The following is a 24,879-nucleotide window of genomic DNA, read 5'->3' as shown; positions in this document are numbered from 1 at the left end:
GCTTTTTCATGTGCCGCCACTTGCATCAAGCCTCAAGCCGGCGCCCTACTCCACTTCGACAATCTCGGCAGGCGATGCCGGCGGAGCCGTGTCGCCCTCGACGAATTCGAGCTTGACCTTCTCGTGCTCGTCCATGTCCACCGTGACCCTGCCGCCGGACACCAGCTTGCCAAACAGCAGCTCGTCGGCCAGCGCCTTGCGGATCATGTCCTGGATCAGGCGCGACATCGGCCTTGCGCCCATCAGCGGATCGAAACCCTTCTTCGCAAGATAGCGTCGCAGGTTCTCGGTGAACACGGCCTCGACCTTTTTCTCGTGCAGCTGCTCTTCCAGCTGCATCAGGAACTTGTCGACCACGCGCATGATGATGTCCTCGTCCAGCGCGCGGAAACTGATGATCGCATCCAGCCGGTTGCGGAATTCAGGCGTAAACATCCGCTTGATCTCGCCCATCTCGTCGCCAGTCTCGCGCTTGTCGGTGAAACCGATGCTGCGCTTCTGCAGGCTCTCGGCGCCGGCATTGGTCGTCATCACGATGATGACGTTGCGGAAGTCGGCCTTGCGCCCGTTGTTGTCGGTCAGCGTCCCATGGTCCATCACCTGCAGCAGGATGTTGAAAATGTCCGGATGGGCTTTTTCAATCTCGTCGAGCAGCAAGACCGCATGCGGCTTCTTGGTGATGGCTTCGGTCAGCAAACCGCCCTGATCGAATCCGACATAGCCCGGCGGCGCGCCGATCAGACGACTGACGGCATGACGCTCCATGTATTCGGACATGTCGAACCGGATCAGTTCGATGCCCATGATGAACGCCAGTTGCTTGGCGACTTCGGTCTTGCCGACGCCGGTCGGTCCGGAGAACAGGAACGAGCCAATCGGCTTGTCCGTCTTCCCGAGTCCGGCACGGGCCATCTTGATGGACGCCGCCAGCGCTTCGATGGCGTTGTCCTGTCCGAACACGACATTCTTCAGGTCGCGCTCGATGGTCTGCAGCTTGGCCCGGTCGTCCTGGTTGACCGATTGCGGCGGAATGCGTGCGATCTTCGAGATGATGTCCTCGATGTCCGCCTTGCCGATCGTCTTCTTCTGCTTCGATTTCGGCAGGATGCGCTGCGCAGCGCCTGCTTCGTCGATCACGTCGATTGCCTTGTCGGGCAGGTGGCGATCGTTGATGAAGCGGGCCGACAGCTCGGCCGCCGAGGTCAGCGCCGACGCCGAATATTTCACGCCGTGGTGCTCCTCGAAGCGCGATTTCAGGCCGCGCAGGATCTGCACCGTCTGCTCGACCGTAGGCTCATTGACGTCGATCTTCTGGAATCGACGCGACAGCGCGTGATCCTTCTCGAACACGCCGCGAAATTCCGTGTAGGTGGTCGCACCGATGCACTTGAGCTGGCCGCTGGCGAGCGCCGGCTTCAGCAGGTTCGACGCGTCCAGCGTGCCGCCCGATGCCGAACCGGCCCCGATGATGGTGTGGATCTCGTCGACGAACAGGATGCCGTTGGGGTTGTCCTTCAGCTGCTTGAGCACGGACTTCAGCCGCTGCTCGAAGTCGCCCCGATACTTGGTGCCGGCCAGCAAGGCACCCATGTCGAGCGAATAGACGACGGCATTCTGCAATATTTCGGGCACATCGCCCTGGGTCACGCGCCATGCCAAGCCTTCGGCAATCGCCGTCTTGCCCACGCCGGCCTCGCCGACCAGCAGCGGGTTGTTCTTGCGACGGCGGCAGAGGGTCTGGATGACCCGCTCCACCTCGGACTCGCGGCCGATCAGCGGGTCGATCTTGCCCTCGATCGCGAGCTTGTTGAGGTTCTGGGTGAATTGGTCGAGCGCGCTTTCCTTCTGCTGCACGTCGGCCGGTGCCTCTTCGCTGCCTTCCGGCGCCTTTTGCGGATCGGCCTGCTGGTCCTTGCGCACGCCATGCGAAATGAAGTTCACCACGTCCAGCCTTGTCACGCCCTGCTGGTGCAGGTAGTAGACGGCATGCGAATCCTTCTCGCCGAAGATCGCGACCAGGACATTTGCGCCGGTCACTTCCTTCTTGCCATTGGACGCGGACTGCACGTGCATGATGGCGCGCTGGATGACGCGCTGGAATCCCAGCGTCGGCTGGGTGTCCACTTCACCGGTCCCAGGGACGGTCGGCGTGTTGTCGCTGATGAAATTGGTGAGGGTCTTGCGAAGATCCTCGATATTCACTGCGCAGGCACGCAGCACTTCCGCCGCTGACGGATTGTCTAGCAGCGCGAGCAGCAGGTGCTCGACCGTTATGAATTCATGGCGCGCCTGCCGGGCCTCGACAAACGCCATGTGCAAACTTACTTCCAGTTCCTGAGCGATCATGCTTCCTCCATCACGCATTGCAGGGGATGACCCGCTTTGCGCGCGTGTGCCAATACAAGTTCAACCTTCGTGCTCGCTATGTCTTTCGGGTAAACGCCGCACATTGCCCTGCCATCGCGATGTACCTTGAGCATGATCTGCGTCGCTGTTTCGCGATCCTTGTTGAAATATTCCTGGATGATTGCCACTACGAACTCCATCGGGGTGTAGTCATCGTTGAGCAAGAGCACCTGATACATCGGTGGCGGCTTGAGCCTTTCCTCCTGCTCCTTGCGCACAACAACAGTGCTGTTCTCATCCTTGGTTGCCATGCGTCTATTCTAAAGCCTTCGATTTCCAGTGCAACGCGCGTCTGCGCGAACCTTGACATTTGCATTGATATTACGCCGATTCTTGACCATCCGCAGATGGCGCTGCGAATCCTTAAATCAAGGGCTGGCAGCACCCGGAAAAGGGACTTTTCGGGCACCCCTAAAAATATTGACATTTTTATTTTTTCATCGAACAATGCGATTTATTAATTAGTGCCTACAGGAAAGCACTATTGATAAGAAGTGAGCAAGTCGGAGGAGGGGCAGCGTTACGCGAGGCTTCTTGCTTTTACGGCTCGTGTGATTGTTTTAACTTGGAAGCTTCTATGGCAACTGGCACCGTTAAATGGTTCAACGATACCAAAGGATACGGATTTATCACCCCCGATGACGGTGGCGAAGACCTCTTTGCACACTTCTCGGCAATCCAGATGAACGGCTTCAAAACCCTCAAGGAAGGACAAAAAGTCCAGTTCGAGGTGACCCAAGGCCCGAAAGGCAAGCAAGCATCCAATATCCAGGCTGCGCCCTGATAACCTCAGGCGCCGGTCTTGCATGATTCAAGAATCCCCGCTAACCGCGGGGATTTTTTTTCCTGCCCGCCTGGCATACATTCCTGTCCGGCGCGGCGGAACCAACGCCCTTCTTGCCGGCGCCCGCCGTCGGGGGCGATGGAGTCCTGAACGGGTCAAGGCGAGTTCACGGCCGGTTCACGTCGACCTGCACTCTGCTGATTGAATTCCGCCACCGGCAAAGCCGTTGTGATGGTGAGGCACAGGATCGTCGGTACAATCACAATCCTTTGCAACGGAAAACGCCCCATGGACAGACTCGGCAACAACGAAACCCGCATGTTCCCGCAGGAACGCAACAAGCTGCACCGTTCCCGGACGGATTGCGATCAGGTGGACGGCGCTTTCGGTGCTGCAACGGGCCGCGGCTGGTTCGGTGGGTGCGACATGACGGGGTGCCGCGCACATGCCTGACCTGCTCGAACGCCTGGCAGTCTTGCCGCAGTACCTGATGCCGAAGACGATGCTGACGGTCTTCGCTGGCAAATGCGCTTCCTCGCACGCCCGGTGGTGGACCAGCAATGTGATTCCCTGGTTCATCGGGCGCTACAAGGTCAACATGGCCGAGGCGGCCAATCCCGACCCGGCCAGCTATGCCAGCTTCAACGACTTTTTCACGCGAGCCCTCCGCGATGGCGCCCGCCCGCTGGCCCAAGCCGACTATGTCAGCCCGGTGGACGGCGCCGTGATTCACTGCGGCCCGATCGAGGGGGGCCAACTGATCCAGGCCAAGGGCCACTTCTACAGCACCCACGCGCTGGTCGGCGGCGACGCCGGCCTTGCCGCGCAGTTCGACGATGGCCAGTTCGCGTCCATCTACCTGAGTCCGAAGGATTACCACCGGATCCACATGCCCTGCGACGGCCGCCTCACGCGCATGATCCACGTGCCGGGCGAACTGTTCTCGGTCAACCCGACCACGGCACGCGGCGTGCCCGGACTGTTCGCACGCAACGAGCGCGTGGTCTGCGTGTTCGAATCTGCGCGCGGCCCATTCGTGCTGACCCTGGTCGGCGCCACCATCGTCGGCAGCATGGCGACGGTCTGGCACGGCGTGGTGAATCCGCCGCGCACGGGGGCGGTGCGGGAGTGGCGCTACGACGACCAGTCCATCACATTGCGCCAGGGCGAGGAAATGGGCCGCTTTCTCCTCGGCTCCACCGTCATCATGCTGTTCCCGAAGAACATGTTGCAGGTGCAGGCCGACTGGGTGCCGGCGCGCACCGTCCGCATGGGCGAAGCGATGGCCATGGTTCCCGGTGCGCACCAGCCATGAGTGCATTGCCCGCGGCGCACGCACGAGCGGGGAAAATAGCTGCCGGCTATTCATCAGATCATCACAATCAATTCGATAACCTGCGCACTTGTAGTTACCATGTAGTCAATCGCCGTTCGTCAATGACGCGCAGTCACATCGGCACCAGCGCCAGATGCGATCACGCTTGCGGTGCTGGTGCTGCCAAGGCACCAGGCCTGACGGCTTGAAGCGATAGTCCGAGCAATCCTTGCAGGCATACAGCCCTTGGCTGCGCGCCCGTTCTTTCAAAGGAAACTACTGATGGCAAGCACGAAAACAAAAAAAACCGCAATCGACATCGGCATTTCGGATGCTGACCGCAAGAAGATCGCAGAAGGCTTGTCCGGCCTGCTGGCAGACAGCTACACGCTCTACCTGATGACCCACAACTTCCACTGGAACGTGACCGGCCCGCAGTTCAACAGCCTGCACCAGATGTTCATGGGTCAGTACACCGAGCAGTGGAATGCCCTCGACATCATTGCCGAGCGCATCCGGGCATTGGGCTATCCGGCACCCGGCACATACAAGGAATTCGTCAAACGGGCTTCGATCAAGGAAGTCGAAGGCGTGCCAAAGGCAACCGACATGGTGCGTCACCTGGTGGCTGCCCAGGAAGCGACTGCCCGTACCGCCCGCAAGCTGTTTCCGCTGGTCGATGCCGCCAACGACCAGCCGACGGCTGACGTCCTGACACAGCGTATCGACATCCACGAGAAAACTGCCTGGATGCTGCGCAGCCTGCTGGAAGAATAAGCACTGGCATCGAACAACAGTCCTGCCGTCGCTCAGTTTGCGCGGCCGGGGCCTGAAGCAATCAGAAAACCCTGAATGGCGTTCTGGGATATTGCCCTTCCGCTGACGGTGATGGGCTTCTCGCTGCCGTTCTTCTTCATCCCCACCACGACCATCGCGCTGAAACAGAAAAACCCCAGTCGAATCAACGATCTGGGGTTTTTAATGGAACCGGACGGGACGTCGCGAGACGTCCCGGAACCGCGTTACATGTGGTCGATCATCACCTGGCCGAAGGCGGAGCACGACACCTGTGTCGCACCTTCCATCAGGCGGGCAAAGTCATAGGTGACTTTCTTCGATCCGATCGAACTTTCCATCGACGAGATCACCAGGTCGGCTGCTTCGGTCCAGCCCATGTGGCGCAACATCATTTCGCCCGACAGGATCTGCGAACCGGGGTTCACGTAGTCCTTGCCGGCGTACTTCGGTGCCGTGCCATGGGTCGCTTCGAACATCGCGACCGAGTCGGACATGTTGGCGCCCGGTGCAATGCCGATACCACCGACTTGGGCTGCCAGCGCGTCGGAGACGAAGTCGCCGTTCAGGTTCAGCGTGGCGATCACGCTGTACTCGTTCGGGCGCAACAGGATCTGCTGCAGGAAAGCATCGGCGATGACGTCCTTGACGATGATTTCACGGCCAGTCTTCGGGTTCTTGAACTTGCACCACGGGCCGCCGTCGATCGGCTGTGCGCCGAACTCTTTCTGCGCCAGTTCGTAGCCCCAGTCGCGGAAACCGCCTTCGGTGAACTTCATGATGTTGCCCTTGTGAACCAGGGTAACCGATGGCTTGTCATTGTCGATCGCGTACTGGAGCGCTTTGCGGACCAGGCGGGTGGTACCTTCGATCGAAACCGGCTTGATGCCGATGGCGGAGGTGTTCGGGAAGCGGATCTTCTTCACGCCCAGCTCTTCGATCAGGAATTTGATCAGCTTCTTGGCGCCCTCGGAACCCGATTCCCATTCGATGCCGGCGTAGATGTCTTCCGAGTTCTCGCGGAAGATCACCATGTCAGTCTTTTCAGGCTCGCGCAGCGGCGAAGGAACGCCCTTGAAATAGCGCACCGGGCGCAGGCAGACGTACAGATCGAGTTCCTGGCGCAGAGCGACGTTCAGCGAACGGATGCCGCCGCCGACCGGGGTCGTCAGCGGACCCTTGATCGAGACCACGTACTCTTTCGCAGCTTCCAGCGTTTCAGCAGGCAGCCAGACATCCGGACCGTACACCTTGGTCGACTTCTCACCGGCGAAAATTTCCATCCAGTGGATTTTCCGTTTGCCGGCATAAGCCTTCTCGACCGCGGCATCCAGCACCTTGATCATCACCGGGCTGATGTCAGCGCCAATGCCATCGCCTTCGATGTAGGGGATGATCGGCTGGTCGGGAACGTTCAACGAATAGTCGGCGTTGACGGTGATTTTCTGCCCTTGGGCAGGCACCTTGATATGTTGATACATCGTATTTCTCCGGGTGGACGGGCGGGATGGAAAGTGAATCGGCCTGTTGCGTCGTTGCTGGTGTCAGCCAAATTGCCAGCTGTACTGCAAGCCTGCCCTGAAAACCGGACAAGCTGGCTTACAATCTGGTCTTATATAAGACATAAGACTAGGCGTTATATTATGCACCAGTTTTTTACCCTATGCCACAATTTTCGGCTGCGCCGGACCGTGTTTGCGGGCTGGCATGAAGCATGGCAAGCGGGCCGGGATTGTGGCTGGGCAGCGAAAGCCGGCGCAGCCACAATCAGCACAATCAGCACCGGGGGCGGCGAGATCGTCACGCGCAGTAGCTCCCCGGCGGCCTGTTAAACTGTGCGAATGCTGATTTTGCTGAACAAGCCCTTTGAGGTGATATGCCAGTTTTCACCCCATCCCACCCGCCCCACCTTGGCCAGCCATGTCCCGCTCGCCGGCATCTATCCGGCCGGGCGGCTGGACGCTGACAGCGAAGGGCTGGTGCTACTGACCGACGACGGCAAGCTGCAGCACGCGATTGCCGATCCCCGCCACAAGCAAACGAAAACCTATCTGGTCCAGGTGGAGGGCGAAGTCTCGCGCGAGCAGCTCGACCGCATGGAGCAAGGCCTCGACCTCGGCGACTTCACGACAGCGCCTTGCCACGCGAGCAAGGTGCTGGAACCCGGATGGCTCTGGCCGCGCGATCCGCCAGTGCGCCAGCGGGCCAACCAGCCGACCAGCTGGCTGGTGGTCAGATTGACGGAAGGAAAAAATCGACAGGTACGCCGCATGACGGCTGCAGTCGGCTTGCCCACACTGCGCCTGGTGCGGGTTGCGATCGGTCCGTTTTCGCTCGAAACCAACCCGCTGCTACCGGGCGAATGGCAGGAGGTGTCGCCGGCCGCATTGCAGCCCGCATTGCAGCCCACATCGCAGCCCGCATCGCAGCCCGACAGGCAATAGCCGGGTCGATCAGCCGGAAATCAGCTTGAGGTCGAACACCCTTTCCGTCAGCCATACGCAAGCAAGGATGGCGATCAGGGCCGAGCCGCCGATCAGTACCCAGCGTTTGTAGAAAATGCTGGAGCGCAAGCGGTATGCGACTGGCAGGAATGCGCAAACGATGGCCAGCTGGCCGGCCTCGACGCCGAGGTTGAATCCGACCAGCGCAATCGCCAGCGTGCCGGAAGGAAGTCCAAGATCGCTCAGCACGCTGGCAAAGCCGAAACCGTGGATCAATCCGAACAAGAACGCCATCACCCATCGTCGCTCCGCAAACAAGGGGAAGATATTGTTCAGCGCAGCAATGACCACGGAAAGTGCGATCGTCGATTCGACCAGCCGCGACGGCAGGCTCACCACCCCGAGGGTGGCCAGCGTGAGCGTGATCGAATGGGCAATGGTGAATGCTGTGACGATGCTGGCGACGTTGACCAGAGCTGGCCAGAAGGCAGGCACCGGTTCCCAACGGCGAGCGACCCGGACTGCGACCGCGGGCAACAACAATGCCATCAGGAACAAGATGTGGTCGAAGCCGATCCAGATGTGCCACACCCCCTGGGCGGCATAATCGGCGAACTGCTGCAGCCGCGACGGCTGGGACAATGAAAAGACCTGCTGCCCGGTATCGGGCGTGAAAACCCCGGTGCTGACCGTGCCTCCCCGCTGCAGGCGCAGCAGGCCCTTGTGCTGCGGGTCAATGTCGAAGAACAGCCCATAGCGTATTGAAATTTCGTTGCCAGTCGATGGACAGCGCGCCTCGAAGCGCATGACCTCGTAGGCGCCGTCAGTGTGGTCGTCGACCAGGTGATCGCTGGCCGCCAGCGCGCAGGATTGGCCACTGGACGAGATGGACAGCCGGGCCAATGCATAGGCTTCGATCTCCCGCTGCTTCTGCTTCAGCTCGCCCCAGGTGATGCTACCGTCGCCGCTGCTGTCGAGGCCAAGCGCGAAATCGAGGTCGCGCAAGGCGATATCCCACTGGCCGCGCACTGTATTCCCTTCCACCGTGAGCGCCAGGTAGCTGTCACTGGGCTTGTGGGCCTGGGCCGGCGACAGCAACGCCAACCACAGCAGGAGCAACAGCAGGCGCAGGTGGGGGTGAAGGCGCTTCATCGGGGAAGCTCCCCGACCCTGCGCGCCAGGTCGTCCAGGACTACATCGTCCACGCGGTTTGCTGCCCGCCACGCGAGGACCGGCGCCGCCGCGGCTGGTGCATGCGCCGCCAGTGCCGCTTGCAGCAGGACCCGGGCATCGCGCGGCTCGCGCTGCAGCCGCCAGTTGTCGACCGCCAGCTCCAGCGCTGCCTGCGCCGGCTGCCCGGTTTCCAGCATGAAGCGCGCCTCCTCTTGTTCGTGGGCCGTGTCGCCGCGCAGGCGGGCGGCAGCATAACGGGCCGCAAGCGTAGCGGACCGGGCCGGCGCCTCCGGCAGACCCAGCGCCCGCTCCGCCAGCACCAGCCGCAGCAGCAGCCCATCGGAGGAAGATCGATCCTTCAGTAGCGCCACGACCTCGCGCGGGCGCTGCAAGTCGAGCAGCAGGTCGGCGTAAGCCGCAAGCAGGAAGGTATCGTCCCGGCCGAGCGAGAGCGCCTGCTTGAAATGCCGCTCGGCGACCGCTGTCTGCCCCAGCCGCCGCGAGATTTCCGCCAAGCGCAACAGCACCCACAATCTGTCGGTCGCCGCGGCACCGCCATTGGCTGCCAGCGCAGCTTCCAGTGTCTTGTATGCCATTTGCGCACGTCCGGTCAGTCCATCCACCATCGCCTCGCAGCCGGTTGCGATCAGCTCGCTGCTGCTGTTGCGCAGGGCGCTGCAGTCGGCGCGCGCCAGCGGGTAGCTGGCCTGCACGATGTGGATCGTGGCGCGCAAGGCCCTGGCCGGCCCATTCGCGGGATTGCGGGCCAGCACTGCATCGAGATCCCGCACCGCACCGTCGAAGTCGTGACCGAACTGGCGCAATGAAGCACGCAGCACACGCACCTCGTCCGGCGGATCAGGAAGCGTCCACCAGGGCTTTAGCGCCGCTTGAGCGTAGCCGAGATAGCGCGGATCCCCCTCGCGCCCCACCAGGTCGTAATAGCGCTGTGCCAGCCGCACCGCCGTCCCCAGGTCATCGGGATCCGAGCGCAGCGCCTGCCGCAGGTTCGCCAGCTCGCGGGTAACAGGATCGGTGGGACGAAGTGGAAGGCGCTCCAGCACCTCGGCATCTGCTGCCGGCTTGCGCGGCGCCGCCGAGGCCGGGAGGAGAACAACAAACGCCATGGCCATGGCCATGCATTTGGACAGCGTCCGGAGACGAAATGGCAAGCGTAGCAAAATTTTCGAGATTTCCGAAAAAAAATGTCAACCGGTAACACGGCCGTGCGTTGAAGGATTGATTCTTCTCAGAATCGCCTTACTTTAACGTTAAATTGAAGGACATAATATGAAACTGATCGCTGCCCTGGTTGCTGGCCTGTTCTCCCTCTCCGCTTTCGCTCAAGCTGCTGCTCCTGCTGCTCCTGCAGCTGCTGCTTCGGCTTCGGCTTCCGCTTCGGCTCCTAAGAAAGCTGAAAAGAAAGCAGAAAAGAAAGCTGAGAAAAAAGCTGAGAAAAAAGCTTCGGCTTCGGCTTCGGCTGCTGCTTCGAAGTAATTCGAGCTTCAGTAGTAATAAAGGCAGGCTAGTCCTGCCTTTTTTTTGTTTACACTACCTGCTCCCTGCTTTGCAGCCCGAAACCCGAACCCGCCCAATGAAATCTGCTCTCCTGCGGACCAGCCTGGCACTTCTGATCACGCTGGCCGCCACCACTTCCACGGCCGAGAGCCGCCTGCCGGTCAAACAGATCACGGCGGGAATGCATGTAGTGCGAGCCGAAGTGGCCGCGCGTGACCAGGACCGGCAGCAGGGCCTGATGTTCCGGGAAAAAATGGGACCCAACGAAGGCATGCTGTTCATATTCGACCAGTCGGACCGGGTCTGCATGTGGATGAAGAACACGCTGCTGCCGCTGTCCGTGGCATTCCTCGACGACAAGGCGCGTATCATCAATATTGAGGACATGGCGCCGCAGACGCTGGATACACACTGCTCCAGCGAGCCGGCCCGCTATGCACTGGAAATGAATCGCGGCTGGTTCCGGGAAAAGAATATCAAACCGGGAACCGTGATTGGCGGTGTGCCGAAGCCTGCCGTCAAATAGCCATTCCTCGCCCTGCCCGGCACAGCCAGAAAGCCGTCCGGCCCGCAAGATCGACCAGCGTGCCGCACAAGATCAAACCAGATTCCGCCAAGATCCAATCGCCATGAAGGCTGCGTGGTACGCAGCGAGCGCCGCCCGCACGCGCTCCGAATAGAATTTGAAACGAAATTTAAAACGAAAAAAGCCCGCGCGGCATGACCGGCGAGCTGCTTCCGAGTTTCTTCTTTTGCTACTTTTTCTGCCGGGCCCGAACTTGCCGGGCCGACGCGAGCATCCGCTTAGGCCAGGGCCTTCAGGGCAGCTGCCAGGCGGCTCTTGTGGCGAGCAGCCTTGTTCTTGTGGATGATTTTCTTGTCGGCGATGCGATCGATCGTCGAAATCGACGACTGGAACACCGCAGCGGCAGCAGCCTTGTCGCCACCCTCGATTGCCTTGCGCACGGACTTGATTGCAGTGCGCAGTGCGGAACGCTGCGACGAGTTATGGGCGTTCTGTTTGACCGCCTGGCGTGCGCGCTTGCGCGCTTGTGCTGTATTTGCCATTAAAAATATCCTGGTACGTAATCTGAAAAAGCTGATCGGGAAGCCGCAGGAAAACCACCCGCCGGCCGAAATTCTGTCAAGCGTCGGAGTATAGCCGGCTTTCCTTCCCGGATCAAGCTCAACACGCCAAGTCAGGCGCGGCGCCGGTGTTTTACGGACAGCAAGACCCCTGCCGCTATAATCCCCCGCATGAATTTGCACAAAACCCTGGCCACGGTTTCCGGCCTGACCATGCTGTCCCGGATCACCGGATTGATCCGGGAGTTCCTGATCGCCCGTGCATTCGGCGCATCCGGCTACACCGACGCCTTCTTCATTGCCTTTCGCATTCCCAACTTGCTGCGCCGGCTGTTTGCCGAAGGAGCATTTGCGCAAGCCTTTGTGCCTATCCTGGCCGAATTCAAGAATCAGCGCGGCGAACAGGCCACCAAGGAGCTGGTTGACCATGTGGCAACCGTGCTGTTCTGGGTATTGATCCTGACCACGCTGGCCGGCATCGCAGCAGCCCCGGTGGTCGTGTTCATGATGGCGAGTGGCCTGCAGGCTGATCCGCTGGCATTCGATGCCTCGGTCCAGATGACACGGATCATGTTCCCATACATTATTTTCATGTCCTTCGTCGCGCTGGCCGGCGGCATACTCAACACTTGGCGGGAGTTTCGCATACCGGCTTTCACGCCGGTGCTGCTGAACCTGTCCTTCATCGGCTCGGCGCTGTTGCTGGCACCGCATCTGTCGCAGCCGGTGTATGCCCTGGCGATTGCAGTGCTGGTGGGGGGCATGTTGCAGGTGGCGATCCAGTTGCGCGCGTTGCGACGCATCGGAATGCTGCCGCGCATCTCCTTCCGGGTTCGTGCCGCCCTGGCCGACCCCGGCGTGCGGCGCGTGCTGCGCCAGATGCTGCCCGCGACGTTTGCCGTTTCGGTCGCCCAGATCAGCCTGATCATCAATTCCAACATCGCCTCGCATCTGCAGCAGGGCAGCGTGTCCTGGCTGTCCTATGCCGACCGGCTGATGGAACTGCCGACCGGATTGCTTGGCGTCGCGCTCGGGACCATCCTCCTGCCCAGCCTGTCGAAGGCGCATTCCCTCGGCGACACCACCGAGTACTCCGGACTGCTCGACTGGGGCTTGCGCCTGACTTTCCTGCTCGCCCTGCCCGCCGGCGCCGCCCTCGCCGTCCTGGCCGAGCCGATCACGACCACGCTTTTCCATTACGGCAAGTTCGACGCGCTATCGGTTGAGATGACCAGCCGTGCACTGATCGCCTACGGCGTGGGCTTGATCGGACTGATACTGGTAAAAATCCTGGCGCCCGGCTTTTATGCGCGGCAGGACATCCGTACGCCGGTCAAGATTGCAGTCGGCGTGCTGATTGCGACCCAGTTGATGAACCTGATGTTCGTCCCGTTCATCGCCCACGCAGGACTTGCGCTGTCGATCGGATTGGGTGCCTGCCTGAACGCCGGATTCCTGTACGCCGGCCTGCGCCGCAAGGGGATCTACCGGCCACAACCCGGCTGGACGATGTTCCTCATGCAAGTCGCCGGTGCGGTGTGCCTGATGGCCGGCGTTGCCGGCGCGACGGCCTCGTACTTCAACTGGATTGACCTGCAGGGACAGCCGCTGACCCGTGTCGCATTGCTGGCCGGGATCGTGGTTGCCGCCGTCGCAAGCTATTTCGGCGCGCTGCTGCTGATGGGGTTTCGCTTTCGGGACTTCAAGCGTTCGTCAGGCTGATCGCGCTCAATCGGACCGCCGCTTCCGGGCCTGCAGCTTTATTTACAGGAAGCTGCGAGATATGATGAATTGCATATGACGCTCACACCGCTCGAGTATTTCACGTCGCTGGTGCAGCAGGACGACTCGATTCCCCTGTTCGAGGCGGCGTTGTCAATTGCGCAGGACGAAGATCCGGAACTGGACCTGACCGCCCTGCAATTCGAAATCGACCTGATGGCAGAAAACCTGCAACGCAGGTTTCCGCCCGACGCCTCGCAGATCCAGAAACTGCGGCTGCTCAATCATTTCTTTTATCGCGAACTCGGGTTTGCCGGCAACGTCAACGATTACTACGCCCCGGACAACAGTTACCTGGACCGTGTGCTGACCACCCGCCGCGGCATTCCGATCTCGCTGGCAGTCGTCTACATGGAATTGGCGCAGCAAACAGGGCTGGAGGTGAAGGGAATTTCCTTTCCCGGTCATTTCCTGATGAAGCTGTCAGTCAGCTCCGGCGAAATCATCCTCGATCCATTCAACGGCAGCAGCCTGTCGCGCGAGGACCTGGAAGAAAGGCTGGAGCCATTTATCGAGCAGGACGAGCCGCCGGCAGAACTGCCGCTGGGCTTGTACCTGCGGGAGGCACAGCCGCGCAACATTCTGGCTCGCATGTTGCGCAACCTGAAATCCCTCTATGCCAGCCAGTCCGACTGGCACAGGCTGCTCAACGTCCAGCAACGGCTGGTCATTCTGCTTCCCGGTGAAATCGAGGAGCGCCGCGATCGCGGGCTGGCTTACGCTGAAGTCGAATGCCCGGAAGCTGCGCTGCGCGACATCCGGGCTTATCTTGCAGCCTGTCCCGATGCGGACGACGCCTCCGGGCTGCGGCAGCGCCTGCCCTCGCTGGAACAGGCGTCCAGGAGGATGAATTAGGAAACCGCTGCCCGCTTGCAGTCGGGCAAGGGGATCATCAGTCCTGGCGAGACGGAAATTCCCGGCTTCGCTGGTCAGCTTTTCGACCTGGCCTCGATCGTCTCCCACTTCTCCAGGTTCTCCATCAGCAGCGCATCAATCTCGGCAAAGCGCTGGTTCAACCTCTGCACTTCGTCCGGCTGGCTCTTGTACAGCTCTGCATCGCCCAGGCGCTCAGTGATGGATTTCTGCTCCTGCTCCAGCTTCGCGATCAGCTTCGGCAATTCTTCCAGGTCGCGTTGTTCGCGGTAGCTGAGTTTCTTCTGCTTTGGCGCTGGTGCAGGCTCGGCCGCGGGTGCCGCGGAAGGTTCATCGGAACGCTTCTGCTCCTGCCGCGCAGCGCGCGCGGCCAGTTCGGCTTGCGCGGGACGCATCCGCTCCCAATCGCTGTAACCACCCACGTATTCGCGCCAGCGGCCTTCGCCCTCGGCAACAAACACCTGGGTGACGACATTGTCGAGAAACGCCCGGTCATGGCTGACCAAGAACACCGTGCCACTGAATTCTTCGAGCAAGACCTCCAGCAATTCCAGCGTCTCGATATCGAGGTCGTTGGTCGGCTCGTCCAGCACCAGCACATTCGCTGGCTTGGCAAACAGCCGCGCCAGCAACAGCCGGTTGCGTTCGCCGCCGGACAGCGACTTCACCGGCGAGCGCGCCCGCTCAGGCGAGAACAGGAACTCATCCAGATAGGACATCACGTGCTTGCGCTGGCCGTTGATCTCGACCCAGTCGCTGCCCGGCGCAATGGTCTCGGCCAGCGTTGCGTCTTCGCTCAACTGCGCTCGCATCTGGTCGAAATAGGCGACCTCCAGCCGGGTGCCCTGCCGCACTGTGCCGGTATCGGGCGTCAACTCGCCCAGCATCAGTTTCAGCAACGTCGATTTGCCGGCGCCATTGGGCCCGATCAGGCCGACCTTGTCGCCGCGCAGGATCGTCGCGCTGAAGTTATCGACAATCTTTTTCGCACCAAAACTCTTGCTGACCTCGACCATCTCGACCACGATCTTGCCGGATTTCTCGGCCATCGAGATGTCGAGCTTGACCTGTCCCTGGCGATCGCGCCGCTGGCTGCGCGCCACCCGCAAGTCCTCCAGGCGTTTGACCCGGCCTTCGTTGCGGGTGCGGCGTGCCTGGACGCCTTTCCTGATCCACACTTCTTCCTGCGCCAGGAATTTGTCGAACTTCGCAAACTCGGTCGCCTCGACCGCCAGCAGGTCAGCCTTGCGCACCTGATAAGCGCTGAAGTTGCCGGGAAAGGACAGCAGCCGTCCGCGGTCGAGCTCGACGATGCGGGTGGCGACATTGTCGAGAAAACTGCGGTCATGGGTAATGAACAACACCGAGCCGCGATAGTCACGCAACAGGTTTTCCAGCCAGATGATGGAGTCGAAATCAAGATGGTTGGTCGGCTCGTCGAGCAGCAGCACATCCGGCGCGTTCACCAGCGCGCAAGCCAGCGCCACCCTCTTCTGCGTGCCGCCCGACAGCGAGCCCAACAAGGCGTCCTTGTCCAGCCGCAGCCGCTCAATCATGTTTTCCACCCGCTGCGGCGCGGTCCACGCATCTGTCGCATCGAGCCGGGACTGCAACTCGTGCATGCGTTCCAGCAACTCCTCGTCGTTGCCGGAACCGAAGGATCCGGCCAGATTCTCGTACTCATCCAGCAACTGGCGGGTCTCGCCCAATGCATTGGAAACCGCCTGGAACACGGTCAATTCGGGATCGAACGAAGGCTCCTGCTCGACATACGCCGTTCGCAGGCCCTGTTGCAGCACCAGTTGGCCATCGTCGAGCTTGAACCTGCCCGCGATGATTTTCAGCAGCGAAGACTTGCCGGTGCCGTTGCGCCCGATCAGGCCGACCCGCTCCCCGCTTTCGAGGGAAAATTCAGTGTGATTGAGGAGTGCGACGTGGCCAAATGCGAGCTGCGCATCGGACAGGGTAATGACTGCCATGAAGATAGATACCGATTCGTGAATTGTTGTTGGCCGGGGCCAGAAGATAAACAGGCGGATGCCGAGCGCCGGAACGGCGTGCTGCTCGGCTATAATTCGTCAGCTTTGGGTTGATCCCCGCGTCCTCGCCGTAGTTCAATGGATAGAACGAGTGCCTCCTAAGCGCTAGATACAGGTTCGATTCCTGTCGGCGGGACCATATTTTCTTTTAAATCAATGATTTAGAAGAAAATAACGGCGCGCGGACCCAGCGGGGACTCTTTAGACCGCTAGCTTACTATGAAAAACCGGGGCAGGCGCGAGGCCAGGCACCCTCCCCGACCAGGAATCGTCCAAACCGGCCCGATTTCAGTTCTGAAATCCACGCCCCTCCCCCAACGCCACTGCTGTCCAACGATCTGTCCAGGATCGCAAAACCAACTCAGGTCGCCCCGCTCGCCCCGAAGAAATACGCCGGCCTGCTAATACCCGAGCTTGCTTGCAGCAGGCTAATCCGCCGCCTTCCCACCCTTGCCGCGATCGTCGAACCTCGCCTCCCGCGCTTCCAGGCTTTCTTCCGGCGGATAGATGATCACCGACAGGAAGGTGATCGGACATTCAAGCAGGTTTTCCGGCCCGTGCGGAATCTCTCCGCGAAACGTCAGGGCATCGCCAGGCGACAGTACGTAGGTGCTGTTTCCGTGCCGGTACTCGATTTTCCCACCCAGCATGTAAATGAATTCCGTTCCGGGATGTTCGAAGGACGGAAAGCGCTCCGACTCATGGTCAATCGTGATCAGGAAGGGATCAAACACCTTGGTCGGCCCCTGGTCATAGGCCAGCAGGTGATAGGTGTGCCCCAACTTGCTGCCGCGCCGAACCACCTCCATGGCTTCGTCCTTCCTGACCAGTTGGGCATTTCCCTGCGGCATATCGTAGTCGCGGAACAGGGCGGACATTGAAACGCCCAAGGCCTGCGAGACCCGCGCCAGCGTGTCCAGGCTGGTAGCCGTCTGCGCATTCTCTATTCGCGACAACATGCCGCCGCTGATGCCCGCGCGCGCCGACACGTCGGCAATCGTCAAACCTTGTTGCAGCCTTGCTCGCCTGATGGTGCTGCCCAGATGGCGTTCGAGCATGCCGGATTGTTCGTGTTCGTTCATTTGATTGGAGGAAATGGATAAAGCAGCGAAGCATTGCCAATGGGGCAATACCTGAGCAATAAGTTTAATACAGCGAAAAAAAATTGACCATGACGAATTCTTTCATGCACAATGAGCACAAATAGTTCGCTGTATGCATATTTCGCAGCCGCGCCAAGTAAGGCCCGGGCAGCGACATCCTACCGGGAACTATACCAATTCACTCATTTCAGGAATGGTTGCCATGTCCCCAATCGAAGCGAAACAGTTTCTGGAAAAGAACGACATCAAACTGGTGCTGGCACAGTTTGTTGACATCCACGGCGTGGCGAAAGCGAAGTCGGTGCCGGTGAGCCACTTCGACGACATTCTTGGAAACGGCGCTGGCTTTGCCGGCTTCGCGATCTCCGGCATGGGAATCGATCCGCACGGTCCGGATTTCATGGCACGCGGCGACCTCGCCACGCTCTCGCTGGTGCCGTGGCAGCCGGGTTACGCACGGATCGCCTGTGATGGTCATGTCAACGGCGAGCCCTGGCATCATGATGCGCGCGTCGTGCTGAAGGAACAGATCCGGCGCCTGGAACAACGCGGCCTTGGCTTCTTTACCGGGCTCGAGCCCGAGTTCTCGCTGCTCAAGCGCAGTGAAGACGGGAGTGTGGCCCCGTTCGACAGTACCGATGTCCAGCAAAAGCCCTGCTACGACTACAAGGGCCTGACCCGCGCGAACCAGTTCCTGGAAAAGCTGGTCAGCAGCCTGCAGGGTGCCGGGCTGGATATTTTCCAGATCGATCATGAAGACGCCAACGGACAGTTCGAAGTCAACTACACCTTCGCCGATGCCCTGAAGTCGTGCGACCAGTTCGTGATGTTCAAGATGGCCGCATCCGAGATCGCCAACGAGCTCGGCCTGATCTGTTCCTTCATGCCCAAGCCCTTTTCCAACCTGCCCGGCAATGGCATGCACATGCACATGTCGATCGGCGACGGACAGCGCAACCTGTTCGAGGACAAGAATGACCCGCGCGGGCTGGACCTGTCGAAGTTGGCCTACCAGTTCCTTGCGGGTGTGCTCAAGCATGCGCCGGCACTGGCAGCCTTGTGCGCGCCGACCGTCAATTCCTACAAGCGCCTGGTGGTGGGCCGCTCCCTGACCGGCGCGACCTGGGCGCCGGCCTACATCAGCTACGGCGACAACAACCGTTCCTCGATGGTGCGGATACCAAAGGGACGGCTCGAACTACGCCTGCCTGACGGCGCCTGCAATGCCTATCTCGCCACTGCGGCCGTGATCGCCGCAGGCCTGGATGGGATTGACAACGACCTCGATCCCGGCGAACCGCAAAACACCAATCTGTACCTGCTCTCGGAGCGGGAACTCAAGGAGAGAGGGATCGGCATCCTGCCGCAAAACCTGCTGGCTGCCGTCACCGCGCTGGAATCGGATGGCCTCATCCGCGACGCACTGGGTCCGATCGCGTCAACGTTCATCGAGCTCAAGCGCATGGAATGGGTCGAGTACATGCGCCACGTGTCGGACTGGGAGCTCAAGTCCTATCTCGAATTCTTTTAATGCAGCTGCTTTGATTTGTAAGCGCCCTGATCTTGATGTCGGAAATAAGGAAAGAACCATGTGTGGAATTGTAGGTTTGCTGGTCAAGACGCCAGCCTTGCGCGCACAACTTGGCGAACTGATGGTTCCCATGTTGCTGGGCATGACAGAACGCGGGCCGGATTCGGCTGGCCTGGCGGTATTCACCGCCCCGCTCGCGGGCGAGCAGCGCAAATACAGCGTGTACTCGGGCCTGCTTGCGGAGGGCGATCATTTCAACTGGCAGGTGCTGGCGGACCAGCTGGGCACCGAGTGGAACCTCGCGGTCACCCTGGAAGCCAAGGGCAATCACGCCATCGTCACGGCAGCGCTAGAGCCGGCGGCGTTCAGGACGTGGCTGGGAAGCGCCTTCCCGGGCCTGTTCCTGCTCTCAGCAGGCCAGTCGATCGACCTCTACAAGGACATTGGCACGCCAGCCGAGGTTTCGCAGCGATATGGATTCAGCTCGATGCAGGGTACGCATCTGGTCGGTCACACCCGCATGGCGACCGAGTCGGCGGTCACGCCGGATCGTGCCCACCCCTTTACCGCCGGCGAGGACTTCTGCCTGGTGCATAACGGCTCGCTGTCCAATCCGAATGCGATCCGCCGCAAGCTGCAACCGCTGGGCATACATTTCGAAACCGACAACGACACCGAAGCCGCGTGCCGCTTCATCGAGTGGCGCATGCGCGAGGGTGACGATCTTGAGCAGGCGCTGCAACACGCGTTCAAGGAACTTGACGGCTTCTACACCCTGCTGATGGGAACCAAAGACAAGCTCGCGCTGGTACGCGATCCCTTCGCCTGCAAACCGGCAGTGGTTGCCGAGACCGAAGACTACGTCGCCATCGCATCCGAGTTCAGGTCGCTGGCGCACTTGCCGAACATAAAAAACGCTCGCGTATTCGAGCCTGCACCAGAGGAGATGTATGTATGGACCATCTGACATTTGACCTGACCAAGACGCCACTGCGCGAGGTGAACCGCTTCCTGCACCAGGAAGTGAAGGAAATCGGATCGGCCCGGGTCACCATCGTCAACGCCGACGGCGCGCACAGCATTGCTGCCGGCCTGAACGCACCGATCGAAGTTGAAATCCACGGCCATGCCGGCTACTACGCCGCCGGCATGAACCAGCATGCCAACGTCACGATCGACGGCAGCGCCGGCACCGGCGTGGCCGAGAACATGATGAGCGGCACCGTTCACGTCAAAGGCTTTGCCTCCAATGCAGCCGGCGCAACGGCCAACGGCGGCCTGCTGGTGATTGACGGCGACGCCGGCCTGCGCTGCGGCATCTCGCTCAAGGGTGCGGACATCGTGGTGGGCGGATCAGTCGGCAGCTTCTCGGGCTTCATGGCCCAGGCCGGCAATCTGGTCGTGCTCGGCGACGCTGGCGAAGCGCTCGGCGATTCCTTGTATGAAGTGCGCATCTTCGTGCGCGGCAAGGTCAAGAGCCTGGGCGCGGATTGCGAGGAAAAGCCCATGACCGCAGCCGACGCGGACATCCTTGCAACGCTGCTCGATCGTGCCGGACACAAGGAAGTCAAGCCGGCCGAGTTCAAGCTTTACGGCTCGGCTCGCACTCTCTACAACTTTCATGTCGACAATGCAGGAGCTTACTGATGAGCGACCATCCCCACACTCCCCGGACTTTGCCGCGCTTCTCGGCGACCTTCGATCCAAATACCCTGTCCGAGATCCGGCGCGCAGCCCAGACCGGCATCTACGATATCCGCGGTGCGGGCACCAAGCGCAAGCTGCCGCATTTCGATGACCTGCTGTTCCTTGGCGCTTCCATCAGCCGCTATCCGCTGGAAGGCTATCGCGAGAAATGCGGCACCGACGTCATCCTCGGCAGCCGCTTTGCCAAGAAGCCCATCCACCTGAAGACGCCGGTCACGATCGCCGGCATGAGCTTCGGTGCACTTTCCGGCCGGGCCAAGGAAGCACTCGGACGCGGCGCATCGATCGCCGGCACCAGCACTACAACCGGTGATGGCGGCATGACCACCGAAGAACGCGAGCAGTCGAAGATCCTGGTGTATCAGTACCTGCCCTCCCGCTATGGCATGAATCCGGACGACCTGCGCAAGGCCGATGCGATCGAAGTGGTGATCGGACAAGGCGCCAAGCCGGGCGGCGGCGGCATGTTGCTGGGCCAGAAAATCAGCCCGCGCGTGGCAAAGATGCGCTGCCTGCCCGAAGGCATCGACCAGCGTTCGGCTTGCCGTCATCCGGACTGGACCGGACCCGATGACCTCGAGATCAAGATCGCCGAACTGCGCGAGATCACCGACTGGGAGAAGCCGATCTATGTGAAGGTGGGCGCAACCCGGCCGTATTACGACACGGCGCTGGCGGTGAAATCGGGTGCGGACGTGATCGTGCTGGACGGGATGCAAGGCGGCACCGCTGCGACGCAGGAAGTCTTCATCGAGCATGTCGGCATCCCGATCCTGGCGGCCATCCGTCCGGCTGTGCAGGCGCTGCAGGATCTCAACATGCATCGCAAGGTGCAACTGATCGTCTCCGGCGGCATCCGCAACGGTGCCGACGTGGCCAAGGCCCTGGCGCTGGGTGCCGATGCGGTGGCAATCGGTACTGCTGCGTTGGTCGCACTGGGTGACAACGACCCGAGGCTGGAAGCCGAGTACCAGGCACTGGGAACCACGGCGGGCGCCTACGACGACTGGCACGAAGGCCGCGATCCCGCCGGGATCACGACGCAGGACCCGGCGCTGGCTGAGCGCCTCGACCCGGTGCTTGCCGGCCGTCGCCTGGCCAACTACCTTGCGGTGATGACGATGGAAGCACAGGTGATTGCCCGCGCATGCGGCAAATCGCATCTGCACAATCTCGAGCCCGAGGATCTGGTTGCACTGACGATGGAAGCGGCCGCAATGGCACGGGTTCCACTGGCCGGCACCAACTGGATTCCGGGACAGGGATCGTTCTGAGATCGGTCGGGCGGCGCAAACGGCCGGCCCCGACAAATCGTCGGGGTCGGCCGCTGGCGTTGTTGCCAGCGTTGTTGCCAGCGTTGTTGCCAGCGTCGGGCAATGCCCGGTCCGGCGGATCAGGCGGCGTCAGCCGGGCGCACTCTGCGTCGCTATCACGATGGCGATGAGCGGCCCCCGGGGACAAGTCGGAACTCGTATTTCAAGCGCACGTTCATCATCGAGCACCAGGCCTTGGTAGCAGTCCAGCCGGGCGTCCCCCGCCAGCCATCCGTCGCTGGCGGCAAAGAGGATTGTAAATCCCTGGGGCACCAGCATCGTGTCGGCGTGGATCGCAGTCACCGTAGCGTGCGCAGCGCCACGGCGCGTCATTACGTTCAGGCACAACACCGGATCGTCACCAATATTTCCATGGAGCGCAAGGTCCCCCGGGAATACAAGCGGCTGATGGCGTTCAGCAACGAACAGCGGCTGCATCAGGCTGCCCAGAGCCGGCCCCTTGGTCAGGCGCAGCGGGCCGTTTTCCAGAATCGTTGCAACCCGGTCCACGCCCTGGAATCGCGAGAACGGCCCGCTCTCCGCAATCTCCGCGACGCTAATGCGCCAGTCGAAGGCGCCGAAAGGTGCGCTGTCGTCCGGGCAAGGGCGGGAGAACAGGGTGCGTGTCATGCCGCCGCCATTCTTCCAGGGCTCCGCTGGAAATTCCTGCAATGCGAATCGTCTCATCAACTTCCCCTGCAGCGGGAATCAGGAAACTGCGCCGGCACCGTACTTGCCGACCAGCAGGGAGCCGGACGCAAAGCGCTCGATCGAATACGGTTTCAGCGATACATCAGTCGACAGGCCCATTGCTTCCTGCGCCAGGACCTTGCCGATTGCAGGCGAGAGCTTGAAGCCGTGGCCGGAGAATCCGTATCCCATCACCAGGCCAGCCACGCCGGGCAAGCGCCCCAGCACCGGGTTCCAGTCGGGGGTCACGTCGTAGACCCCGGTCCAGGAAGACGCAAGTCCTGCCGTCTCATAGCTGGGGAACCTCTCGGCAACCTGCGCCCCCACTTCGGAAATGTAGTCGAGCGAGATGTCGCCCTGCTCATTGTCGGCGCTCGACAAGGTCTCGCCGACCGTGCCCTCGCTGACCAGCATCTGCGAGCCGCCATAGCTGCGGCAATAAAGCATGCCCGGCGATCCCAGGTCCTTGAATACCGGCATGGCGAAGGTGTATGGCTCGGGTCCTTCCAGCGACAGCACAGTGTGGCGCTCCGGCTTTACCGGCATGCTGGCGCCGGTCCAGCCCGCGAGTTCCGGCGTCCAGATGTTTTGCGTACTGATGACGACATTGCTGCCGAAGCTGCCAACGCTGGTGTCAATGCCGACCACCTTGCCTGCCTCAATCAGCAGCCGGGTCACCGTTACGCCTTCCTTGATGACCACGCCCCGGCGGCGGGCAGCCTTTGCGAATCCGGTGGCGACCATGTAGGCATCGGCAAATCCGGCTTCGGGCTCATACCCGATCAGGGCTGCATCGTCGAAGCGTGCGATCGGCAGCAATTCGCTGGCCTGCATCTGGTCCAGCAGCCGTACTTCAATGCCCTGCGCCTGCTGTGCGGCAATCGACGCGCGCAGCGGATCGAGCTTGTCATTTTCGGGAGAAGAAATCAGATAGCCGCATTTCACCAGGCCGGCAGACGCTTCAGCATCATCCAGATATTCGGCAAAGTTTTCGAACACGCTCCAGGAGCGCCTGGCCAGATCAACGTTTTCCGGAACTGAATAATGGGTCCGCAGGATGCCCGACGATTGCGAAGTGGTACCGGCGCCAATCATGGAGCGATCCACCACCAGCACCTTCTTCACGCCCAGTGCTGCGAGATGAAAGGCGACGGATGATCCGATCACGCCTGCGCCAATTACGATTGCATCGAAGTGTTCCATTGTGTTCCCCGGTTGAGTGCGTGCGCAATGACGATATCCGTGCCGGGCACCATCAAGTTCTAAATTAGAATAGCTAAATATTTAAAGCAGTATTTCTAATACTAATACTGCCTCCTCCTACCTTCCTCATGATTACGATCAGCCATGAAATCAATCGAAGCCATCCCGTTTGACCTGCGCGCACTTCAGGCCTTTGTCGCCGTCTGCGATTGCGGTTCGATGAGCGAAGCTGCGCGCCTTCTTGGTGTGACGCAAAGCGCGGTCAGCCAGTTGGTGAAGTCCCTGGAAGGACAGAGCGGAGTGGTCCTGCTGGACCGCGATTTCCGGCCTTCGCGCCCGACCAGCGCTGGCCGGATATTGCTGGAACTGTCGAATGAATTGCTGGATCAGGCGCGCCGCATTTCAGCGCGCCTGGCAGATGCGTCGCGCGCGCAGGAAGTCCAGATTCGCCTCGGTTGCGTGGACTCGTTTGCAGCGACCGTGGGACCGGCACTGGTGAAGGCGATTTCCGGAACCGCCCGGCAAATCACGATGTGGTCGGGACTGACGCCGATGCTGAACGAGCAGATCCAGGGGCGCGAACTTGACCTCGCGATCGTGACCGAGACCTCGCTGAAGAACCCGCGCATCCGGCAGGAGCAGTTAATGTCCGAAGCCTTTGTCGCTGTGCTGCCGAAGAAACGAAAAAGGCCGGACCACCACGGCTTGCAGGCGATGTTGAAGAACATGCAGCTGATTCGCTACACGCCACGCTCCGTAATTGGCCAGCAAGTCGAGCGCTATATACGGCACATCGGCATCGACAGTCCGCGCCGTTTCGAGTTCGATGCGACCGACCCCCTGCTCAGCATGGTGGCGTCCGGCATCGGCTACGCCATCACCACCCCGATTTGCCTGTGGCAGGCGCGGCATTACCTGAAGGAGGTGGCGGTGCTGCCACTACCGGACAGCAAGCTCGGGCGGCGTGAATTTTTCCTGCTGTCGAGGGAAAGCGAATGGTCCCGGCTGTCTGCCGAAATTGCGCAACTGACCCGGCAGGTATTGACCAGGCAGACCATTCCGGAAATCCGAAAGGCGATCCCGGAACTCCCCGCAACCGCACTCCAATGCTCCTGAC

The 24,879-nt window shown here is 60.9% G+C and carries 24 protein-coding genes and 1 tRNA gene; 15 read left to right on the top strand and 10 right to left on the bottom strand.

The features are described from left to right. Positions 1 to 45: 45 nt before the first annotated feature. Entirely contained in the window at positions 46 to 2,346 is a 2,301-nt protein-coding gene (gene clpA, locus FVE66_RS01400; RefSeq protein ID WP_151445601.1) for an ATP-dependent Clp protease ATP-binding subunit ClpA, read from the bottom strand. Continuing rightward, positions 2,343 to 2,657 (bottom strand): ATP-dependent Clp protease adapter ClpS, encoded by a 315-nt coding sequence (clpS, locus tag FVE66_RS01395; RefSeq protein WP_151445600.1) that lies wholly within the window; start codon positions 2,655 to 2,657, stop codon positions 2,343 to 2,345. The genes clpA and clpS overlap by 4 nt, the downstream gene beginning before the upstream one ends. 326 nt (positions 2,658 to 2,983) lie before the next feature. On the opposite strand from clpS, the gene cspE reads away from it, so the two are divergent. The 4 genes from cspE (at position 2,984) to FVE66_RS01380 (ending at position 5,282) form a co-directional block, all read left to right on the top strand. Beyond that, positions 2,984 to 3,190, top strand: coding sequence for a transcription antiterminator/RNA stability regulator CspE (gene cspE, locus FVE66_RS01390; protein ID WP_151445599.1), 207 nt, complete (start codon positions 2,984 to 2,986; stop codon positions 3,188 to 3,190). A 288-nt stretch (positions 3,191 to 3,478) separates the two neighbouring features. Continuing rightward, positions 3,479 to 3,643 (top strand): hypothetical protein, encoded by a 165-nt coding sequence (locus FVE66_RS20110; RefSeq protein WP_161993152.1) that lies wholly within the window; start codon positions 3,479 to 3,481, stop codon positions 3,641 to 3,643. 1 nt (position 3,644) lies between these two features. After that, on the top strand, positions 3,645 to 4,505 hold the full coding sequence (gene asd, locus FVE66_RS01385; RefSeq protein ID WP_151446362.1) for an archaetidylserine decarboxylase: 861 nt from the start codon (positions 3,645 to 3,647) through the stop codon (positions 4,503 to 4,505). Positions 4,506 to 4,787: 282 nt separating this feature from the next. Further along, positions 4,788 to 5,282, top strand: coding sequence for a Dps family protein (locus tag FVE66_RS01380; RefSeq protein ID WP_151445598.1), 495 nt, complete (start codon positions 4,788 to 4,790; stop codon positions 5,280 to 5,282). A 245-nt stretch (positions 5,283 to 5,527) separates the two neighbouring features. On the opposite strand, the gene icd is transcribed toward FVE66_RS01380, so the two are convergent. Beyond that, positions 5,528 to 6,781: an NADP-dependent isocitrate dehydrogenase gene (gene icd, locus FVE66_RS01370; protein WP_151445596.1), complete on the bottom strand. Its 1,254-nt coding sequence runs from the start codon at positions 6,779 to 6,781 to the stop codon at positions 5,528 to 5,530. Between the two features lie 360 nt (positions 6,782 to 7,141). On the opposite strand from icd, the gene FVE66_RS01365 reads away from it, so the two are divergent. Further along, positions 7,142 to 7,744, top strand: a complete 603-nt coding sequence (locus FVE66_RS01365; RefSeq protein ID WP_151445595.1) for a pseudouridine synthase — start codon at positions 7,142 to 7,144, stop codon at positions 7,742 to 7,744. A gap of 9 nt (positions 7,745 to 7,753) precedes the next feature. Here FVE66_RS01365 and FVE66_RS01360 read toward each other — a convergent pair whose 3' ends face one another. Both FVE66_RS01360 and FVE66_RS01355 read right to left on the bottom strand, forming a co-directional pair. After that, the gene (locus FVE66_RS01360) at positions 7,754 to 8,896 is read right to left on the bottom strand and encodes a HupE/UreJ family protein (protein WP_151445594.1); all 1,143 of its coding nucleotides are present in this window, start codon (positions 8,894 to 8,896) and stop codon (positions 7,754 to 7,756) included. Then, positions 8,893 to 10,044 carry a hypothetical protein gene (locus tag FVE66_RS01355; protein WP_151445593.1) on the bottom strand — a complete coding sequence of 384 codons (1,152 nt, stop codon included), beginning with the start codon at positions 10,042 to 10,044 and terminating at the stop codon, positions 8,893 to 8,895. The genes FVE66_RS01360 and FVE66_RS01355 overlap by 4 nt, the downstream gene beginning before the upstream one ends. 163 nt (positions 10,045 to 10,207) lie before the next feature. Here FVE66_RS01355 and FVE66_RS01350 point away from each other — a divergent pair, with 163 nt between their 5' ends. After that, the gene (locus FVE66_RS01350; protein WP_151445592.1) at positions 10,208 to 10,414 is read left to right on the top strand and encodes a hypothetical protein; all 207 of its coding nucleotides are present in this window, start codon (positions 10,208 to 10,210) and stop codon (positions 10,412 to 10,414) included. 97 nt (positions 10,415 to 10,511) lie between these two features. Further along, positions 10,512 to 10,961 (top strand): DUF192 domain-containing protein, encoded by a 450-nt coding sequence (locus FVE66_RS01345; RefSeq protein WP_151445591.1) that lies wholly within the window; start codon positions 10,512 to 10,514, stop codon positions 10,959 to 10,961. Positions 10,962 to 11,239: 278 nt separating this feature from the next. Here FVE66_RS01345 and rpsT read toward each other — a convergent pair whose 3' ends face one another. Then, a complete protein-coding gene (rpsT, locus tag FVE66_RS01340) occupies positions 11,240 to 11,503 on the bottom strand; it encodes a 30S ribosomal protein S20 (RefSeq protein ID WP_151445590.1) in 264 nt (87 codons plus the stop codon). A gap of 189 nt (positions 11,504 to 11,692) precedes the next feature. Here rpsT and murJ point away from each other — a divergent pair, with 189 nt between their 5' ends. Together murJ and FVE66_RS01330 are read left to right on the top strand one after the other, a co-directional pair. Then, a complete protein-coding gene (gene murJ, locus FVE66_RS01335; protein ID WP_151445589.1) occupies positions 11,693 to 13,243 on the top strand; it encodes a murein biosynthesis integral membrane protein MurJ in 1,551 nt (516 codons plus the stop codon). Between the two features lie 75 nt (positions 13,244 to 13,318). After that, the gene (locus tag FVE66_RS01330) at positions 13,319 to 14,158 is read left to right on the top strand and encodes a SirB1 family protein (protein ID WP_151445588.1); all 840 of its coding nucleotides are present in this window, start codon (positions 13,319 to 13,321) and stop codon (positions 14,156 to 14,158) included. Positions 14,159 to 14,232: 74 nt separating this feature from the next. On the opposite strand, the gene FVE66_RS01325 is transcribed toward FVE66_RS01330, so the two are convergent. Further along, positions 14,233 to 16,155 (bottom strand): ATP-binding cassette domain-containing protein, encoded by a 1,923-nt coding sequence (locus FVE66_RS01325; RefSeq protein WP_151445587.1) that lies wholly within the window; start codon positions 16,153 to 16,155, stop codon positions 14,233 to 14,235. Positions 16,156 to 16,279: 124 nt separating this feature from the next. Here FVE66_RS01325 and FVE66_RS01320 point away from each other — a divergent pair. After that, positions 16,280 to 16,354 (top strand) — tRNA-Arg (locus tag FVE66_RS01320). A 289-nt stretch (positions 16,355 to 16,643) separates the two neighbouring features. On the opposite strand, the gene FVE66_RS01315 is transcribed toward FVE66_RS01320, so the two are convergent. Continuing rightward, complete coding sequence (locus tag FVE66_RS01315; RefSeq protein ID WP_151445586.1) at positions 16,644 to 17,297, bottom strand: helix-turn-helix domain-containing protein; 654 nt, start codon at positions 17,295 to 17,297, stop codon at positions 16,644 to 16,646. Between the two features lie 223 nt (positions 17,298 to 17,520). Between FVE66_RS01315 and glnT the strand changes: the two genes are divergently transcribed. Genes glnT through FVE66_RS01295 form a run of 4 tightly spaced genes read left to right on the top strand, consistent with a single transcriptional unit; the run spans position 17,521 to position 21,830 of the window. Next, positions 17,521 to 18,849 (top strand): type III glutamate--ammonia ligase, encoded by a 1,329-nt coding sequence (glnT, locus tag FVE66_RS01310; protein WP_151445585.1) that lies wholly within the window; start codon positions 17,521 to 17,523, stop codon positions 18,847 to 18,849. Positions 18,850 to 18,907: 58 nt separating this feature from the next. Beyond that, positions 18,908 to 19,816: a class II glutamine amidotransferase gene (locus FVE66_RS01305; RefSeq protein ID WP_151445584.1), complete on the top strand. Its 909-nt coding sequence runs from the start codon at positions 18,908 to 18,910 to the stop codon at positions 19,814 to 19,816. Beyond that, on the top strand, positions 19,804 to 20,496 hold the full coding sequence (locus FVE66_RS01300; RefSeq protein WP_151445583.1) for a GltB/FmdC/FwdC-like GXGXG domain-containing protein: 693 nt from the start codon (positions 19,804 to 19,806) through the stop codon (positions 20,494 to 20,496). The genes FVE66_RS01305 and FVE66_RS01300 overlap by 13 nt, the downstream gene beginning before the upstream one ends. Then, positions 20,496 to 21,830 carry an FMN-binding glutamate synthase family protein gene (locus FVE66_RS01295; RefSeq protein ID WP_151445582.1) on the top strand — a complete coding sequence of 445 codons (1,335 nt, stop codon included), beginning with the start codon at positions 20,496 to 20,498 and terminating at the stop codon, positions 21,828 to 21,830. The genes FVE66_RS01300 and FVE66_RS01295 overlap by 1 nt, the downstream gene beginning before the upstream one ends. A gap of 129 nt (positions 21,831 to 21,959) precedes the next feature. Here the strand turns inward: FVE66_RS01295 and FVE66_RS01290 are convergent, their stop codons facing one another. Beyond that, complete coding sequence (locus FVE66_RS01290; protein ID WP_151445581.1) at positions 21,960 to 22,556, bottom strand: HutD/Ves family protein; 597 nt, start codon at positions 22,554 to 22,556, stop codon at positions 21,960 to 21,962. 21 nt (positions 22,557 to 22,577) lie between these two features. Continuing rightward, positions 22,578 to 23,762: an NAD(P)/FAD-dependent oxidoreductase gene (locus FVE66_RS01285; RefSeq protein WP_151445580.1), complete on the bottom strand. Its 1,185-nt coding sequence runs from the start codon at positions 23,760 to 23,762 to the stop codon at positions 22,578 to 22,580. A gap of 144 nt (positions 23,763 to 23,906) precedes the next feature. On the opposite strand from FVE66_RS01285, the gene FVE66_RS01280 reads away from it, so the two are divergent. Continuing rightward, on the top strand, positions 23,907 to 24,878 hold the full coding sequence (locus tag FVE66_RS01280) for a LysR family transcriptional regulator (protein WP_151445579.1): 972 nt from the start codon (positions 23,907 to 23,909) through the stop codon (positions 24,876 to 24,878). Position 24,879: the final 1 nt, after the last annotated feature.

Source organism: Lacisediminimonas profundi (genome assembly GCF_008831265.1).
Taxonomy (GTDB): Bacteria; Pseudomonadota; Gammaproteobacteria; order Burkholderiales; family Burkholderiaceae_D; genus Lacisediminimonas; species Lacisediminimonas profundi.
This window is presented reverse-complemented; position numbering and strand designations above follow the sequence as displayed.

What these genes read in the sequence shown, in the direction of transcription:
- clpA (WP_151445601.1), bottom strand. Translation starts at nt 2,346, where the DNA reads ATGATCGCTCAGGAACTGGAAGTAAGTTTGCACATGGCGTTTGTCGAG.
- clpS (WP_151445600.1), bottom strand. Translation starts at nt 2,657, where the DNA reads ATGGCAACCAAGGATGAGAACAGCACTGTTGTTGTGCGCAAGGAGCAG.
- cspE (WP_151445599.1), top strand. Translation starts at nt 2,984, where the DNA reads ATGGCAACTGGCACCGTTAAATGGTTCAACGATACCAAAGGATACGGA.
- FVE66_RS20110 (WP_161993152.1), top strand. Translation starts at nt 3,479, where the DNA reads ATGGACAGACTCGGCAACAACGAAACCCGCATGTTCCCGCAGGAACGC.
- FVE66_RS01380 (WP_151445598.1), top strand. Translation starts at nt 4,788, where the DNA reads ATGGCAAGCACGAAAACAAAAAAAACCGCAATCGACATCGGCATTTCG.
- icd (WP_151445596.1), bottom strand. Translation starts at nt 6,781, where the DNA reads ATGTATCAACATATCAAGGTGCCTGCCCAAGGGCAGAAAATCACCGTC.
- FVE66_RS01365 (WP_151445595.1), top strand. Translation starts at nt 7,142, where the DNA reads ATGCTGATTTTGCTGAACAAGCCCTTTGAGGTGATATGCCAGTTTTCA.
- FVE66_RS01360 (WP_151445594.1), bottom strand. Translation starts at nt 8,896, where the DNA reads ATGAAGCGCCTTCACCCCCACCTGCGCCTGCTGTTGCTCCTGCTGTGG.
- FVE66_RS01355 (WP_151445593.1), bottom strand. Translation starts at nt 10,044, where the DNA reads ATGGCGTTTGTTGTTCTCCTCCCGGCCTCGGCGGCGCCGCGCAAGCCG.
- FVE66_RS01350 (WP_151445592.1), top strand. Translation starts at nt 10,208, where the DNA reads ATGAAACTGATCGCTGCCCTGGTTGCTGGCCTGTTCTCCCTCTCCGCT.
- FVE66_RS01345 (WP_151445591.1), top strand. Translation starts at nt 10,512, where the DNA reads ATGAAATCTGCTCTCCTGCGGACCAGCCTGGCACTTCTGATCACGCTG.
- rpsT (WP_151445590.1), bottom strand. Translation starts at nt 11,503, where the DNA reads ATGGCAAATACAGCACAAGCGCGCAAGCGCGCACGCCAGGCGGTCAAA.
- murJ (WP_151445589.1), top strand. Translation starts at nt 11,693, where the DNA reads ATGAATTTGCACAAAACCCTGGCCACGGTTTCCGGCCTGACCATGCTG.
- FVE66_RS01330 (WP_151445588.1), top strand. Translation starts at nt 13,319, where the DNA reads ATGACGCTCACACCGCTCGAGTATTTCACGTCGCTGGTGCAGCAGGAC.
- FVE66_RS01325 (WP_151445587.1), bottom strand. Translation starts at nt 16,155, where the DNA reads ATGGCAGTCATTACCCTGTCCGATGCGCAGCTCGCATTTGGCCACGTC.
- FVE66_RS01315 (WP_151445586.1), bottom strand. Translation starts at nt 17,297, where the DNA reads ATGAACGAACACGAACAATCCGGCATGCTCGAACGCCATCTGGGCAGC.
- glnT (WP_151445585.1), top strand. Translation starts at nt 17,521, where the DNA reads ATGTCCCCAATCGAAGCGAAACAGTTTCTGGAAAAGAACGACATCAAA.
- FVE66_RS01305 (WP_151445584.1), top strand. Translation starts at nt 18,908, where the DNA reads ATGTGTGGAATTGTAGGTTTGCTGGTCAAGACGCCAGCCTTGCGCGCA.
- FVE66_RS01300 (WP_151445583.1), top strand. Translation starts at nt 19,804, where the DNA reads ATGGACCATCTGACATTTGACCTGACCAAGACGCCACTGCGCGAGGTG.
- FVE66_RS01295 (WP_151445582.1), top strand. Translation starts at nt 20,496, where the DNA reads ATGAGCGACCATCCCCACACTCCCCGGACTTTGCCGCGCTTCTCGGCG.
- FVE66_RS01290 (WP_151445581.1), bottom strand. Translation starts at nt 22,556, where the DNA reads ATGAGACGATTCGCATTGCAGGAATTTCCAGCGGAGCCCTGGAAGAAT.
- FVE66_RS01285 (WP_151445580.1), bottom strand. Translation starts at nt 23,762, where the DNA reads ATGGAACACTTCGATGCAATCGTAATTGGCGCAGGCGTGATCGGATCA.
- FVE66_RS01280 (WP_151445579.1), top strand. Translation starts at nt 23,907, where the DNA reads ATGAAATCAATCGAAGCCATCCCGTTTGACCTGCGCGCACTTCAGGCC.